8 protein-coding genes are annotated in these 15,651 nt (G+C 41.2%); 3 read left to right on the top strand and 5 right to left on the bottom strand.

All coding sequences use genetic code 11. The annotated features are described in order from the left end of the window. Positions 1 to 266 precede the first annotated feature (266 nt). Entirely contained in the window at positions 267 to 1,577 is a 1,311-nt protein-coding gene (locus BMX50_RS21980) for an ammonium transporter (protein ID WP_091213890.1), read from the top strand. 130 nt (positions 1,578 to 1,707) lie between these two features. Here the strand turns inward: BMX50_RS21980 and BMX50_RS21975 are convergent, their stop codons facing one another. The 3 genes from BMX50_RS21975 to BMX50_RS21965 form a co-directional block, all read right to left on the bottom strand. Beyond that, positions 1,708 to 2,307 (bottom strand): DUF4468 domain-containing protein, encoded by a 600-nt coding sequence (locus tag BMX50_RS21975; RefSeq protein WP_091213886.1) that lies wholly within the window; start codon positions 2,305 to 2,307, stop codon positions 1,708 to 1,710. 72 nt (positions 2,308 to 2,379) lie between these two features. Further along, the gene (locus BMX50_RS21970; protein WP_091213882.1) at positions 2,380 to 3,420 is read right to left on the bottom strand and encodes a porin; all 1,041 of its coding nucleotides are present in this window, start codon (positions 3,418 to 3,420) and stop codon (positions 2,380 to 2,382) included. Positions 3,421 to 3,762: 342 nt separating this feature from the next. After that, entirely contained in the window at positions 3,763 to 5,370 is a 1,608-nt protein-coding gene (locus BMX50_RS21965; RefSeq protein WP_091213879.1) for an ammonium transporter, read from the bottom strand. Positions 5,371 to 5,970: 600 nt separating this feature from the next. Between BMX50_RS21965 and BMX50_RS21960 the strand changes: the two genes are divergently transcribed. Beyond that, positions 5,971 to 8,145, top strand: coding sequence for a glutamine synthetase III family protein (locus tag BMX50_RS21960; protein WP_091213875.1), 2,175 nt, complete (start codon positions 5,971 to 5,973; stop codon positions 8,143 to 8,145). A gap of 193 nt (positions 8,146 to 8,338) precedes the next feature. On the opposite strand, the gene BMX50_RS21955 is transcribed toward BMX50_RS21960, so the two are convergent. Next, complete coding sequence (locus tag BMX50_RS21955) at positions 8,339 to 10,114, bottom strand: chloride channel protein (protein WP_091213871.1); 1,776 nt, start codon at positions 10,112 to 10,114, stop codon at positions 8,339 to 8,341. A gap of 450 nt (positions 10,115 to 10,564) precedes the next feature. On the opposite strand from BMX50_RS21955, the gene BMX50_RS21950 reads away from it, so the two are divergent. Beyond that, complete coding sequence (locus tag BMX50_RS21950) at positions 10,565 to 11,746, top strand: AIR synthase related protein (RefSeq protein WP_208864767.1); 1,182 nt, start codon at positions 10,565 to 10,567, stop codon at positions 11,744 to 11,746. A 318-nt stretch (positions 11,747 to 12,064) separates the two neighbouring features. On the opposite strand, the gene BMX50_RS21945 is transcribed toward BMX50_RS21950, so the two are convergent. Next, entirely contained in the window at positions 12,065 to 15,400 is a 3,336-nt protein-coding gene (locus tag BMX50_RS21945; protein WP_091213869.1) for a TonB-dependent receptor, read from the bottom strand. Positions 15,401 to 15,651: the final 251 nt, after the last annotated feature.

Genomic DNA, 15,651 nt, shown 5'->3' with positions numbered 1-15,651 from the left:
CCGGCAGTTACACAATTAGATTTAAGCACCTTGATTTTACTTGCGGACTGGATACAAGCAAACTATCCCAATTTCGCAAGCTCATCCTTTTTCCGTTTCACGACTTTTGGTAGGCAAAAAACAACTTCAACCCTCATGCTCTGATTAAGCATGCAGGATTTATTGTTTTTTAAAAAAATTTAGTTTTAATGCTGTCCGGTATTTTTGATTGGATACCGGGCAGTATTATTCAAACCTTCATTTTTTCCTCCCTTTAAACCCGAAACATGAAAAAATTTATACCCTTTGGCATACTTTTAATTGTAATTGTATTAGCCCTTATATACCCTTCAGTTACCCTTACAACCGTTAAAGACAGCAAAATTGACACCGGCGACACTGCCTGGTTATTAGTAAGTACCGCCCTTGTATTAATCATGACCCCTGGCCTGGCATTTTTTTACGGCGGTATGGTGAGCAAGAAAAACGTGCTATCAACCATGCTGCAAAGCTTTGTTTGTATGGGTGTAATTACCGTTATATGGGTAATATTTGGCTTTAGCCTTGCCTTCGGCGAAGATGAGTTTGGCGGTTTTATCGGCAACCCCGGCACATTCTTTATGATGAAAGGAACATTAGGCAACGCCACCTGGGAACTTGCCCCAACTATCCCCTTGATCCTTTTTGCCATGTTCCAGTTAAAATTTGCGGTTATCACCCCAGCTTTGATCACCGGCGCATTTGCCGAAAGGATCCGCTTTAACTCTTACGTTATCTTCCTTTGCCTGTTCATGATCTTCATATACGCCCCGTTAGCACACGCTACATGGCATCCAAAAGGCTTCCTTTTTGGAAAAGGCGTACTTGACTTTGCCGGCGGCACTGTGGTACACATGAGCGCAGGCTGGGCAGCTTTAGCATCAGCCATATACTTAAAAGGCCGTAACGAAACCTCACACAACCCGGCCCGTATCAGCTATGTGTTATTAGGCACAGGTTTATTATGGTTTGGCTGGTTTGGCTTTAACGCCGGCTCGGCATTAGGATCAGGCACATTAGCAGCAACCGCTTTAGCAACAACAACTACAGCATCAGCTGCAGCTGCTATGGCCTGGATGTTCTTTGATATCCTTCGCGGCAAAAAGCCCGGCGTATTGGGTGCTTGTATCGGTGCCGTTGTGGGCCTTGTAGCTATCACCCCGGCAGCAGGCTTTGTAACTATCCCCCACTCATTAATTATCGGTATCGTAGCAGCTGTAGTGAGCAACCTGGTTGTGATCTGGAGAACCAAAACCAGCATCGACGATACACTTGACGTATTCCCTTGCCATGGCGTAGGCGGTATGGTAGGCATGCTATTAACCGGCGTATTTGCGCACCAAAATGTAAACGCTGCCAACACAACCGGCAATGGTTTATTTTATGGCGAAACACATCTTTTCTTAGTTCACTTAATTACATTGATTGGCGTATCAGCCTTTGCTTTCATCGGCTCATTCATTTTATTAAAGATCACCGACATGATCAGCACATTACGTGTAACACCTGAAGAAGAGCTTGCAGGCCTTGACATAAGCCAGCACGACGAGGAACTGTAACCAGATCCTACCCCTACCTGATTAAACTCAATTAACAACATAAAAAATAAGCCGCACCCTTTACAAGGTGCGGCTCTTTTATTACCTTTTATTCGCCAGATATTTACTACCAACTGCAAAATCAGGAAAACTACCAATCCTTAGTAGAAATTTTATTTACCTTTTTAGGCTCCTGTTTCTTAACCAGCGATGAAACTTTAAGCATATACAACTTTAATTTATCCCCCACCTGCTTACTATTGACCAACACCTGATCCAAACAGACATTGAAATCAACTCTTGATAATTTTGCCGATGCCTTTTCGAGCGGAACATCACCGCCAGGCACAGGCTCCGAAGATCCGTATCGGTTACGCTGGTAAGGCTGATAAACAAAATCAGTAAGCCAAAACCGGTATTTTGAATCTTTCACCTCAATTTTTAGTGTATAACTTAACGATCCGCCATCACTATTACTTACCAATCCTTTTTTTGAAACCATGTAACTGCCCGCAGCCGTTAGCGAATAAGCAGCCTTATCACTTTTTGAAAGCGCGAGCGTTTTTTTAGGATATGCGGCAGTTAAAAAATACAGGCCCCGGTTATACAAGGTATCGGCATTAGCCCCCGGCTGGTCAACAAGCTTATAGTAAATATATTTATCCCGCTCATCAAATGATAAAGAATCCTTTTGAGCAAATACCATCCCCGAATAAAGGATAGCAGCCAGGGTAAGCAGCAAATTTTTCATATACAAATATAAAAAGCCGCTCCGGGTTTATCCGGAACGGCTCGTGATAAAAATAGATTAAAATTATATTTTTTAGAACGCGTAAACAGCAGCTACAGCAAACTGACCGGCTGATTTTGAAGGATCGCCAGAGTGATTCAGGAATGAAGTAGATGAGCCGTGGTCTAACCTGATTTCGGGAATGAAAGTAAGCGGACCTGATTTGATGTTTGCAGTAAATGTAAATGCTTTAACATTTTGTCCCGGAGGAGGGCCTAAAGTTAATAAATCACCTTTTTTAGTTTTAAAGTACTCGCCCCTTAAACCTAAAGTTACAGTTTTTGATACTGCTAACTGCGGATATAAAGCAACACCACTAAAACCGCCGCCATCATGAGGAGCAGAATAAGTAGCGCCATTTAAGCCCAGTTTAAAGGCATCAGTAATTTGATAAGCAGTTGTCAAATCAACTTCGGTACCAGAAGTACTTCCGGTAGCAAGGTTAAGATAAGCAGTCCATCCTTTTACCGGAGATACGAACAACTGCGAACCAAACGTATTAACTTTTTTAGTTGAAGTATAATTGTTCCAGGTATCATTAAAGATACCGGCCATTAAACTTACTTTATCGCTAAATGCGTAAGTTAATTTAACACCCGGGTTTTGGAACGGACCATTGGTAAACAGGTACGAAGTAGAATAGTTAAAGTTACCTACCGGGCTAATAACCTCGTAACCAATAAATGTTGCCATATAACCACCGGTAAGGTTTAATTTATCGGTAAGATCATACGATACATATAAGTTTTGAATATGAAATGAATCACCGTTAGGGCCATTAGGAATTGACTGAGCCTGGCCGCGCGGACCAAACGAAAGCTCACCAACAAAAGCCGCTTTACCAACTTTTTTCTTTAAACCCAGATCAATCATGCCTATTGATACTGAATTATGGTCGCTCGCAAAACTTGTAGGGATTTGTGAGCCTTTATCAGAAAAATCATACTTATAATAGGTATCTACCGAACCGTAGATCACCAAAGGGGCATCTGAAGTTGTTTTAACTGTATCCTGGGCCTTAACCGTAAAGGCCGCAATTGAAAAAAATGAGAAGAGTAGAAATACTTTTTTCATGATAACGATTTAATTGTGAATTGATAAACTATTTTGTTAATTGTTGTTTTTTGGGGAATAATCACGATGTTACTATTTGATTATCAACACCTTGCAATTAAAAGGATCATTTATGTGTCGGCATAAAAAATCCCTGTACGGTTGGCAACGGCAACGTCCATTTAAACAACTACCGTTGTTTCAACATGAAATGCTGTTTAGTTTTAAGTCACCAGCCTTTAGTTTAAAGTCAAAGAATTAACTCCTGACTTTAAACCAAGGACTATAGACTTAATACTACACTTTCCAACCGCACAAGGCATCAATATTTTCAATAAGCTATAAGGCTTATATATTATCCTATTAAGCTTCAGAAGCAACTTTAGCACCTTTATCAAAAAGGCCGCTTAAGCTGATCTCATCATCCTGAACAGGGTAAACTTCGATACCGTGGTCGAATACGTCGATACCACCTGTACCTGTTTCGCCATGCTCTTCGATACGTAATTTCCATGGATGACCTAATTTGTTGATCACAAACATCATCACATAGCTTACCACAAATACCGCAAGAGTAATAGTAAGACTACCGATAAGCTGAGCTTTCAATACATCGAAGCCACCACCGTAAAACAAACCGGTTACAGGAGCTGAATTATCGGCACCAGTTGGGCCTGTAGCACCATACTGACCAGAAGCAAATAAACCTAAAGAGATAGTACCCCAGATACCGTTAAGACCGTGTACAGATACTGCACCAACCGGATCATCAATACGGAACCACTCGATAAGGTAAACACCACCGAAGATGATGAAACCAGATACAGCACCTAAAAGGATAGCACCGAATGGACTTACCCAGTAACAAGGACAGGTAATAGCAACTAAACCTGCAAGGAAACCATTAATTGTAAAGGCCAAATCAAATTTGCCTTTTGTTGGGCCAAACCACAAAGCAGCAAGCATAGCGGTAAAACCACCAGCACAGGCAGCAAGCGTAGTATTAGCTGCAACGCGGCCAATACCCTGCATGTCCATTGCTGACAATGTTGAACCAGGGTTAAAACCATACCAACCAAACCAAAGTAAAAATCCACCTACAGCAGCAACCAATAAGTTGTGACCTGGAGGCAAACCGCCTTTTTCTTTATCATCGCGGGCAAATATTCTGCCTAAACGCGGGCCTAATACCATTGCACCGGCCAATGAAGCCACACCACCAATAGTATGTACCACTGTTGAACCAGCAAAGTCACGGAAAGGCTGAGCGCTTATTGATTTGAAGAAACCTGAAGTTCCCATTGTAGCAAGGAAACCATCCGGACCCCAAGCCCAGTGACCGATGATAGGATAGATAAAGCCGGTAATACCAATACTGTAAAGAATATCGCCACGGAAACTGGTACGACCAATCATAGCACCTGACACGATAGTTGAGCAGGTATCAGCAAAAGCGTACTGGAAAATCCAGTGTGCCAATACCGGGATACCGGTTGAACCATAGGTTTCAGGAGTATTTTGAAGGAAGAACCAGGTTTTGCCATCAGGACCGCCCCAGCCAATAAAGCCGTTGCCATTGCCAAACATAAAGGCGTAACCAATAGCGTAAAACAGTAAACCACAAAGACAAGTATCAAAAATACACTCCATCAACACGTTCACTGTTTCGCGCTTACGGGCAAAACCAGCTTCGAGCATAACGAAACCCGCCTGCATGCCAAATACTAAAAAGGCAGCAACCAGTGTCCAAACAGTATTAACTGTGTTAATTAATGCTGTTTCATGGGCGGTGTATGTTTCAGCAGCGTTAGCTTTTGTACCAAATACACCTGGCAAAACCATCATTGCGGCAAATACCAGCAACAAGCCAATCATTTTCCCTGTAAAAATGGTTGCTCCCAGCGCCCATTTTTCACGTGTCAGCTGTCGGACTGCACTTAGGAAGTTGTGTTTTGTAGAACCTACTTTCATCGTTTAAATTAGTTTGATTGTTTTTTAAAAATTAATTAGTTTGATTGTTGTATTAAATTTAGTTTGATTGCTATTCTTAGTTACAAAACACCTTTTCTCTCCAAATCCTTCTTTTTACCTGTAAACTTTTTAATTTTTTTATAAAAAGCATAATAATTGGTGTGTTTTCGTAAATTATTTTCTGAAATTAGGTAGTATTTTTAAGAATAACAAATTATTAATGATAAATTAATGGTAAAAAATTGAAAAATTATGAAAATTGCAAAAACAAGGCTTACAAAATGCCATTTTTTAATTATTTAAAAATGTTATTTTCAATATAAATTCAATTTCATCATTAAAAAAATCAAAAAACTTAATTTTTAAAGTTAAAAACAGTGATTAATCAGAATTAAAACAAAAAATATCGACAAAAACATTAAAAAAAACAGGATTCAATCAATTTCAGATAGAAATTCCAGAAGAATTAAGATTTTCCTTTAAAATATTTCAGTTTTTTTAATGATTAGGTGGTATGTTATATTTCACTTAATTTTACCCCGTATTTTAAAAGGATAGTTATAATTTTGGAAACTAACCTTTATTTAAACCTCATAAAATATGTCCAATATCCGTTTTAAAGCCTTACAGGATGTACTTTCAAGAACTATCCCTGAAGTAAAACCACCTTCACCAAAAATTTCCGATTATTTTGGGTCGAATGTTTTTGATAAAAAGAAGATGAAAGAATATCTTTCATCAGAGGCCTATCAGGGAATAGTTAATTCAATTGAAAAAGGAGAACCAATTCCGCGCGACCTGGCAGAACAGATAGCTTCGGCAATGAAAGCCTGGGCTTTAGGTAAAGGTGCAACTCATTATACACACTGGTTTCAGCCGCTTACCGGCACCACTGCCGAAAAGCATGATGCCTTTTTTGAACCTACTGCAGATGGCGGTGCTATTGAACGCTTTTCGGGCGATGCCCTTGCGCAGCAGGAGCCTGATGCTTCAAGCTTCCCGAGCGGCGGTATCCGCAATACATTTGAGGCCCGCGGTTATACTGCCTGGGACCCCTCTTCGCCAGCCTTTTTAATGGCGCGTACCCTGTGTATCCCAACAGTATTTGTATCCTACACCGGCGAAGCGCTTGATTATAAAGTACCTTTATTAAAGGCACTGAACGTGCTTGACAAAGCGGCCGTTGACGTTTGCCACTATTTTGATAAAGGCATTGAAAAGGTAAACGCTTCATTAGGTATCGAACAGGAATACTTTTTGGTTGATATCGCCTTATTTAATGCCCGCCCGGATCTTTACTTAACCGGTCGCACGTTGTTTGGTCACATATCGGCAAAAAACCAGCAATTGGAAGATCATTACTTTGGTTCAATACCCGAGCGTGTGTATGCATACATGCAGGATATGGAAGCTGAGGCCCTGCAATTAGGTATCCCGCTTAAAACCCGCCATAACGAAGTTGCGCCATCTCAATTTGAGTGCGCACCTATATACGAAGAGATCAACCTGGCCATTGACCACAATCAATTGCTGATGGATTTGATGGACCGCGTAGCTAAACGCCATAACTTTAAGGTACTACTGCACGAAAAACCTTATGCCGGCATCAATGGCTCGGGCAAGCACAATAACTGGTCGCTGATAACCAACACAGGCAAAAACCTGTTGTCGCCAGGTAAAACGCCTAAAAACAACCTCATGTTCCTTACCTTTTTTGTGAACACCATAAAAGCGGTTCATGAACATGCCGACCTGTTAAGGGCATCTATTGCATCAGTTAATAACGATCACCGTTTAGGTGCCAATGAAGCCCCTCCGGCCATTATATCAATATTCCTGGGCAGCCAGCTTAATGATGTGCTTGATGAGATAGAAACATCGCGCATCAGCAAAAAGATCAAGGAAGAAAACCTGCTATGGCAGGGCATCCCTAAGATCCCGCAAATTTTGCCCGATAATACCGATCGTAACCGAACCTCACCTTTCGCCTTCACCGGCAACAAGTTCGAGCTGCGCGCGGTAGGTTCATCAGCCAACTCGGCCAGCCCAATGACCATTCTTAACCTCATCGTTGCCGATCAGCTTAAGAAATTTAAGTATGATGTAGATAAACTGATGAAAAAAGGCGAGAAAAAAGATCTTGCTTTATTAATGGTGATCAAAAAATACATCAAAGAGTCAAAAAATATCCGCTTTGAGGGAAATGGATACAGCGAAGAATGGGAAAAAGAAGCTGCATTAAGAGGTTTGCCAAATGTTAAAACCACACCAAAGGCATTGGATGCCCTATTGAGCGACAAATCAGAAAACCTGTTTGCCGAAACCGGTGTATTTACAGTACGTGAGGCCCATGCCCGCCATGAGATCCTGCTGGATGCTTTCTATAAAAAACTACAAATAGAAGCCCGTGTAATTGGCGAAATGGTGATGAACATCATCATTCCTGCAGCAGTTTCCTACCAAAGCAACCTGATTGAAAATGTAAAAGGCTTAAAAGACATCGGTTTGGCTGAATCAACTTATGCTTCGCAGCTTGATATTATCAACAGGATTTCGGAGCATGTCAACTTCATTAAAACCAATACCGAGCAAATGGTTAATGAGCGTAAAAAGGCTAACGTTATCGATGATATCCGCCAGCGTGCCATCGATTATGATGAAAAGGTAAAATCTTTCTTCCAGCCTATCCGCTACCACGTCGACAAGCTTGAACAACTGATTGACGATCGTTTATGGCCGTTACCTAAATTCAGGGAGCTGTTGTTTATCAAATAGGTAAGATTACTCATTTATACAATGCCACTAATTTTAGAGTTAGTGGCATTTTTTGTTATTTATCATGTCATTGCGAGGAGCGGAACGGCCAAAGCGTCTGGGCGACGTGGCAATCTCGTAGCAATGTAGGCGTACATGCATTGGCTACGAGATTGCCGCGCTGCGCTCGCAATGACATTTTTTAAGCCTACTATCACGCAAACAAATCACTCGCCTTGTGCTGCTCAATAAGCACTGCCCGGTATTTAGATAACAATGCTGATTTGGAAATAAACCCGATAAAAACTTCATCTTTTACCACCGGTAACTGCCAAACATCAATAGCATCAAAAGTATCCATAACGCTGCTGGCCGGTTGCTCATAGTCAATTACTGTTGGCGGCTCTATCATAATATCTGCTATCAAACTATCAGCTATCTCCTTATTAAATAACCTGCGGCGGATATCATCTATCAGCACTACTCCTTCCAAACTGCCATCATCTTTCAGTACAGGGAAAATATTAGCGTCTGTTTTGGCCAATACTTTATAAAAATCAGTCACTGTCATTAATTTATCAACAGCGGTGTATTTACGATTGATAATACTATCAAGCGTTATGGAATTCAACATACCGTAATCCTGGCCAGGCTGGATATTGTTTTCATGAATAAGATGGCTCCAGTACATGTTGTGTGGCGACGAGTAGCGCGATATGATATAAGATATAGCCGATACGATCATAAGCGGAATAAACAGCACGTATCCACCTGTAATTTCGGCTATCAGGAATATGGCTGTAAGTGGCGCATGCAACACACCGGCCAGCGCACCGGCCATGCCCACAGCAATAAAATTAACCGTATTTAAATGTATAAACCCGGTTTGGTTAACGCCATAAGCCACCAGTAAACCAAGAAAAGCCCCGGTAAACATGGTTGGCGCAAAGGTACCGCCGTTACCGCCTGCACCTATGGTGATGCCGGCTGCAATAATTTTCATAAACACTAATGCCGCTATAAACAGCAGCATAACAAGCGGCTGATCCAGCCACTCACTAAATAAAGTTTCCTCTTTCAAAACATGGATATTACCATTTAAAATGGCTGTAAGGTAATGATAGCCTTCGCCGAACAACTGCGGAAATATCGCAATCATCAATCCAAGGATCACACCGCCTGCAACGGCCCTCACATATCGGTTTTGTTTTTTAAATATGCCGCTCTCTAATTTACCACCTACTTTGGCTATATAAATAGCAACCCATCCGCTTAGTACACCAAGGGCCACATAAAAGGGCAATGCGTTCATTACCCAGCCCTCAGTAACCAGGTGAAACAACTGGCCCGAGTACAAGGCCTTTGAAACAACCACACCAGTAGCCGAGGCTATTAATAAAGGAATAAATGTTGGGATGGTGATCTCCCCTATCAATATCTCGAGCGAAAATAAAACACCCGCTATAGGGCTATTGAATACCGCTGCTATACCAGCCGATGATCCAGCTGCTAACAGTACCGTTTTTTCATAGGGCGTGAGCTTAAAAAACTTACCCACGTTTGAGCCAATAGCCGTGCCTGTACAAACAATAGGTGCCTCCAACCCTGCAGATCCTCCGAAACCTACAGTTAATGAACTTGTGATCAGGTGCGAATAAATATTATTGACCTTAATGTTCGAGCGGTTCTTTTTGATATTGATGAGGATTTTGCCTATGCCTTTTTCAATCTTATCGCGGTTTATCAGGTGCTGATAAGCTACCGTACCCAAAATGCCAATTGCTGGTAAAAACACATACGCTATATGATAATACAGGTGCGATGATATATTGTGGCTCAGCTCTTCCATTAAATGCACTAAAAACTTAAGGGCTACTGCTGCCAGTCCGCCTACAAAGCCTACAAAAACGCTGCAATAAATTAAAAAGTTACGTTGGCTGTTACGCTTTAGCCGCCAGCGGTTTATTTTGTAGGAAAGTGTTTTTAACATAACAGAAGTAAATACTAATCCTGCCGATGAAGTATTATCAGCGCGAATTATTTTTCGATTAACCTGATAAAACAGACTAAGGATGTGTATTAGTCTATTTTCTTACAAAGAAACACAATTTCCAACAGTTTATATTCATTAAACTAAATTGGAGCATATTTACATTACCTAATTAATTATTAAACTTACCCAAAGCCAATTATATGTCTTTAAGAAATCAACAAATCGAACATTGGTTTAATCGAAAATATGAGGTAAAGCCTAAAGCCGGTTTTAGAAAATGTTAAAAAAAACAGCGAAACCGAAAAATAAGGCAAACACCTAAAATTGAAGTTCCCAATATTAAGTACGATGGATGGGAATATTAAAAGCGCGATTTAATTAAAACTCATTTTACTTTATACAGAAAGCCCATTCGTTCAATTTAACCTAATAGCCTTATATTTGCCCATGATTTCTTCGCAAAGATATGATCAGCGTGGCGTATCAGCCTCCAAAGATGACGTTCACAATGCCATAAAAAACATCGACAAAGGCATTTTTCCAAAAGCATTTTGCAAAATAGTACCGGATATTTTAACCGGCGATCAGGAATACTGCAACATTATGCATGCCGATGGTGCAGGCACCAAATCGTCACTGGCTTATACTTACTGGAAAGAGACAGGTGATATATCTGTATGGCGCGGTATAGCCCAGGATGCCATCATCATGAACCTGGACGATCTGCTTTGCGTTGGCGCAACAGATAACATCTTGTTGTCATCAACCATTGGCCGCAATAAAAACCTGATCCCGGGCGAAGTTATTGCAGCTATTATTAACGGTACCGAAGAAATTTTGGCCGAACTGCGTGAAGCCGGCATTGGCATCTATTCAACCGGCGGCGAAACTGCCGATGTAGGCGACCTGGTACGTACCGTTATTGTTGATTCGACGGTTACCTGCCGTATGAAACGCGATGACGTGGTATCAAACCACCGTATTGAGCCCGGCGATGTTATTGTAGGCCTTGCATCATACGGACAAGCCAACTACGAAAAAGAATACAACGGCGGCATGGGCTCAAACGGCCTCACATCTGCCCGTCATGATGTGTTCAATAAAACTATTGCCGAAAAATTCCCTGAGAGTTATGACGCTGCTATTCCTTATGAGCTAATCTTTTCGGGAAGTAAAAACCTTACCGACGCTATAGAGATAGGCAATAGCCAAACTGTAACTGCAGGCAAGCTTGTTTTAAGCGCTACCCGTACTTACGCTCCCATTATCAAACAAATTTTGGATGGCTACCGCAACCAGGTACATGGCATGGTACATTGCAGTGGTGGCGCACAAACCAAAGTATTACACTTTGTAGAAGGTCTGCACATCATAAAAGATAACCTGTTCCCTGTCCCTCCGCTGTTTAAACTCATTCATGAGGAATCAAAAACCAGCTGGCAGGAAATGTACAAGGTATTTAATATGGGGCACCGTATGGAGCTGTACGTACCTGAAGCTATTGCAGCAGACCTGATCAGCATTTCAAAAAGCTTTGGCGTTGATGCGCAGATCATTGGTCGCGTTGAAAAGGCTGACACCAAGAAGGTAACCGTAACATCTGAGTTTGGGGTATTTGAATACGAATAAATAGTTTATCACCATAAAGAAAGGCGCTTAGGGTTCACTTAAGCGCCTTTTTTGCTTTGCTGCATGACGTTTTCCAGGGGGAGCTTGAAAACAATCCCAAAACCGGTTTACGTAGAGACGCATAATTGCGTCTTTCACAAGCCAAGCCACTTTGTATGCAAGCTTGCGAACTTGCATATCTGACCTGCACGCGTAGAGACACAATTATACGTCTCTACGATCAAAAACAGTCATATTTAAACAACAGAAAAATCCTATAAACAAAAAGTCCCGACCAATTGGCCGGGACTTTTTGTTTTATATTGTTATAAGCTATTCTTAGTTAAAGATATACCTTACACCAATTTGCGCCTGGAAGCGTGAAAGAGTACTGATATCATTCTGGAATGATTTAGTAACCGGAATTTGGTTATTTGCATCAAGATAAGGGAATGAATAAGTAGGACGTCCAGTTGTTGCATCTGCACCGGCATACCTTAACACAGTAGTTGCACCGTTGTTAAAACCGCTGTATGAAGTTTGGTATAAGCCCCAGTTACGGTTCAATAAGTTAGTGAAGTTGATCACATCAAAAGTGAACTCAAGTGTATTTTTGGTTTTACCAGCCTGGATCATGAAATCCTGAGCAAAGTGTAAGTCAAGTCTTTTGTAAGTAGGCAAAATAGTACCGTTCCTTTGAGCGTACTGACCTCTGTGTGCGCTCAGGTAGCTATCCTGGTTAATGAAAGCATTTAATTGGTTCCAGATTTGAGCTGGAGTACGGTTATCAACTGTACCGTTAGCTGAAGCAGCGCCAGGAACAAGGATGATGTCACCCTGATTTTTAGGGATATACATCAAGTCGTTGGTAGCACCGTCATTGTTAGGGTCGTTACTGGTGATATAAGAAATAGCACCGCTGTTAGCAGCTTCAAATACTAAACCAACTGTAGTAGCTAAGTTTTTAGCGTATTGTTTACGGTAAGATACTGTAGCAATGATACGGTTTGGCTGTACATATGAGCTATTTGAAAGGTTATCGGCGTTAGGGTTACCGGCAACATACCTGGTGCTCCAGATAGTACTTGCTGTTGAACCACCGTCGTTAACGTCTTTAGATTTGGTGTAAGTGTAGGCAACACTTGCAGCGAAACCGTTAGTAAAGCTTTTTTGCAACTGACCGGTAACGAAATAAGAGAAACCTTTGTTAGTATTCTTCATGTAATACAAACCAGTGATTGACGGGTTCTCTGCAGTTGCAGCAGCGGCCGCAGGTGTTGTATTTTTTGAAGTGTAACGAATTTGTCCTTCAGTACCTGGCATAGTAGTAAAGCCATCAGATAAAACAAGGTTTTGGTGATAGATAGCACGGATATCTTTGGTATATGCACCTTCGATAGTAGCTACAACACCACCTGGCAATTTTTGGTCAACAGCTAAGTTTGTTCTCCAGATTTTTGGATATTTTAAGTTTGGATCAGCAACGTCGAGCTCGTAAGAAGTATTAGCAGCTGCATTTGCAGGACGGTTTGCATTAACATCCGGTTTGAATATTAAGGCCGGGTTAGTTGGATCATTAGCTTTGGTAATTGTTTTTGAACCAAATAACAAACCATTGTTTGATGCCTGGTTTGAGATCCATACAAATGGAACCGAACCGGTAAATAAGCCCGAACCACCACGGATCTGGGTTGACTGATCACCATTAACATCCCAGTTAAAGCCTACACGAGGAGATAACTGAACCCTGTTTTTTGGCAATTTAGAAACATCAACATGTGTACCACCCTGGAAAGTTAAAGCTGCTGCATTAGTATTTGCAGCTAAAGTAGTAGGAAATTGGTCGTAATCAGCCCTCAAACCATAGGTTAACCTGAAGTTATCAGTTACATGGAATTTATCCTGTACATAAACGCTATAGATAGACGCTTTTATTTTAGCGTAAGGAATGCTGTTACCAACTGCAGAGTAACGTAAAGTGTAAGCAGCAGCAGCGTTACCGTTCAAAAAGTCAGACGCTGAGTTATAGGTATATAAACCATTATAATCAGGCGCAAAACCGTTTGTATAGCTTTGGATCTGGTTGCTTGTACCTATGGTAAACTCGTGTTTACCTGCATATATGGTATAATCATCAGCAAACTGCCAGATGTTTGTGCTCAACAAGTTACCGGCAGTATACAATTCAGAACCAAAGCTGGTTGCTGTTGCAGTTGCGCCGGTAATTTGAGTACCATCAGCAGCATTTGTACCGTTACCGATATCAACCATTGGTAATAAACCTTTACCTAAGAAATTACGGAAATCCCTAAGTGCAGAGTAGCCAACAGTTAATTTGTTTGACTGGCTGTTGCTGATACGGGTATCTAACTCGATGATACCGATGTTAAAGTTGTTATTGATGGTATAACCTGAACCGTAGAAAGGCAAAGTATTAGGACCCGGAGCACGAGTGGTACCATACCCAACAGCAGTTTTACCATCGCTGTTGCTGATACCTGAGTTACTGGCAGGCTGATCTTTGTATGATTTCAGATAAAAATATTTAGCACTTAAAGTGTTGTTTTTATCGATATTCCAATCAAGCTTTGCAGTTAATTTGTTGCTGTAAGTATTGTAGTTATAGCCCTGGTAAGCACCTGGATCATAACCTAATGATAGCAATTTAGCTTTGATAGCATCAAGTGTTGAAGCTTGTACCGCCGAAACGTTTGCACCGCTTGCACCATTACCACCGGCTACATAAACAGTTGCAGGTGGTTGAGTGATTCTTTCCTGCTCACCAGATACAAACAAGAATAATTTGTTTTTGATGATCGGGCCGCCTACTGCAACACCATCTGTATGATAGTTAACGGGAGTTACATTCAGGTTGGTTGGGCCAACATGGTAACCTTGTAATTTTGAACCACGAGCGTAGTAGTAAGCAGTACCTTTAACTTCGTTGGTACCCGATTTTACTACAGTGTTTACACCAGCACCTGTAAAGTTACCCTGACGTACGTCATAAGGGGCAATATCAACCTGGATCTGGTCAATCGCGTCCAGTGAAATTGGCTGTGAACTTGTTTGACCACCTAAAGTGCCTGATAAACCAAAAGAGTTGTTGAACAAAGCACCGTCAACAGTAATATTGTTAAATGCACTTGAACGACCACCGAATGATAAACCGTTAGCAGAAGGAGTTAATTTAGTAAAATCAGATAATGAACGTGCAATTGTTGGCAGGTTTTCAATTTGCTGACGGCTGATGGTTTCGCGGGCACCGGTACGTGAAGAGTTGATCACTTTTCCGGTTGTAGCTTTAACAGTTACTTCCTTTAACGAAGTAGTGTTGTCAGCAAGTTGGGCAGAAAGTTTTTGATCCTGGCCAATGTTAAGGTTGATGCCTTCCTGAACATAATTTGCATAACCAATAAAAGTTACTTTGAAAGTGTAGGGACCACCTACCCTTAAGTTAGGGATGTTGTAACGGCCGTCGGCACGGGTCACCGTCGAATACACGGTACCAGTTGGCGTGTGCACCATTGTTACAGTTGCGCCGGGTATAGCACCTTTAGCATCGGTAACGGTACCGTTGATGCTGGCGGTGGTTACACCCTGAGCTAATACATTCTTACCAGTGAAGAACGAAAAGCCGATGAGAAGTAATAAAAGAAGGTAATGCTTCCTCATAAATTGCTTTTTTAATTATACGTTTAATTAATTGGCGCAAAGATAATTAATGAACCGTTTCCTAATGTTAAGTTAACGTTAACAATCATTATATATTTATCAACATTTTACATCATAAATACAAAAACCATAAAACTATGGTCACAAACAATGAAAATATGATAAATAATATGGTTTAAATCATATACAAACTCAACGGTTAAACTGCCGGAGTTTATTTTATGACACAGCGCAGATATAAATATCCTGAG

Source organism: Mucilaginibacter gossypiicola (assembly GCF_900110105.1).
GTDB lineage: Bacteria > Bacteroidota > Bacteroidia > Sphingobacteriales > Sphingobacteriaceae > Mucilaginibacter > Mucilaginibacter gossypiicola.
This window is presented reverse-complemented; position numbering and strand designations above follow the sequence as displayed.

Bases quoted from the DNA above. Each gene is read 5' to 3' on its own strand.
- BMX50_RS21980 (WP_091213890.1), top strand. From the start codon at position 267: ATGAAAAAATTTATACCCTTTGGCATACTTTTAATTGTAATTGTATTA.
- BMX50_RS21975 (WP_091213886.1), bottom strand. From the start codon at position 2,307: ATGAAAAATTTGCTGCTTACCCTGGCTGCTATCCTTTATTCGGGGATG.
- BMX50_RS21970 (WP_091213882.1), bottom strand. From the start codon at position 3,420: ATGAAAAAAGTATTTCTACTCTTCTCATTTTTTTCAATTGCGGCCTTT.
- BMX50_RS21965 (WP_091213879.1), bottom strand. From the start codon at position 5,370: ATGAAAGTAGGTTCTACAAAACACAACTTCCTAAGTGCAGTCCGACAG.
- BMX50_RS21960 (WP_091213875.1), top strand. From the start codon at position 5,971: ATGTCCAATATCCGTTTTAAAGCCTTACAGGATGTACTTTCAAGAACT.
- BMX50_RS21955 (WP_091213871.1), bottom strand. From the start codon at position 10,114: ATGTTAAAAACACTTTCCTACAAAATAAACCGCTGGCGGCTAAAGCGT.
- BMX50_RS21950 (WP_208864767.1), top strand. From the start codon at position 10,565: ATGATTTCTTCGCAAAGATATGATCAGCGTGGCGTATCAGCCTCCAAA.
- BMX50_RS21945 (WP_091213869.1), bottom strand. From the start codon at position 15,400: ATGAGGAAGCATTACCTTCTTTTATTACTTCTCATCGGCTTTTCGTTC.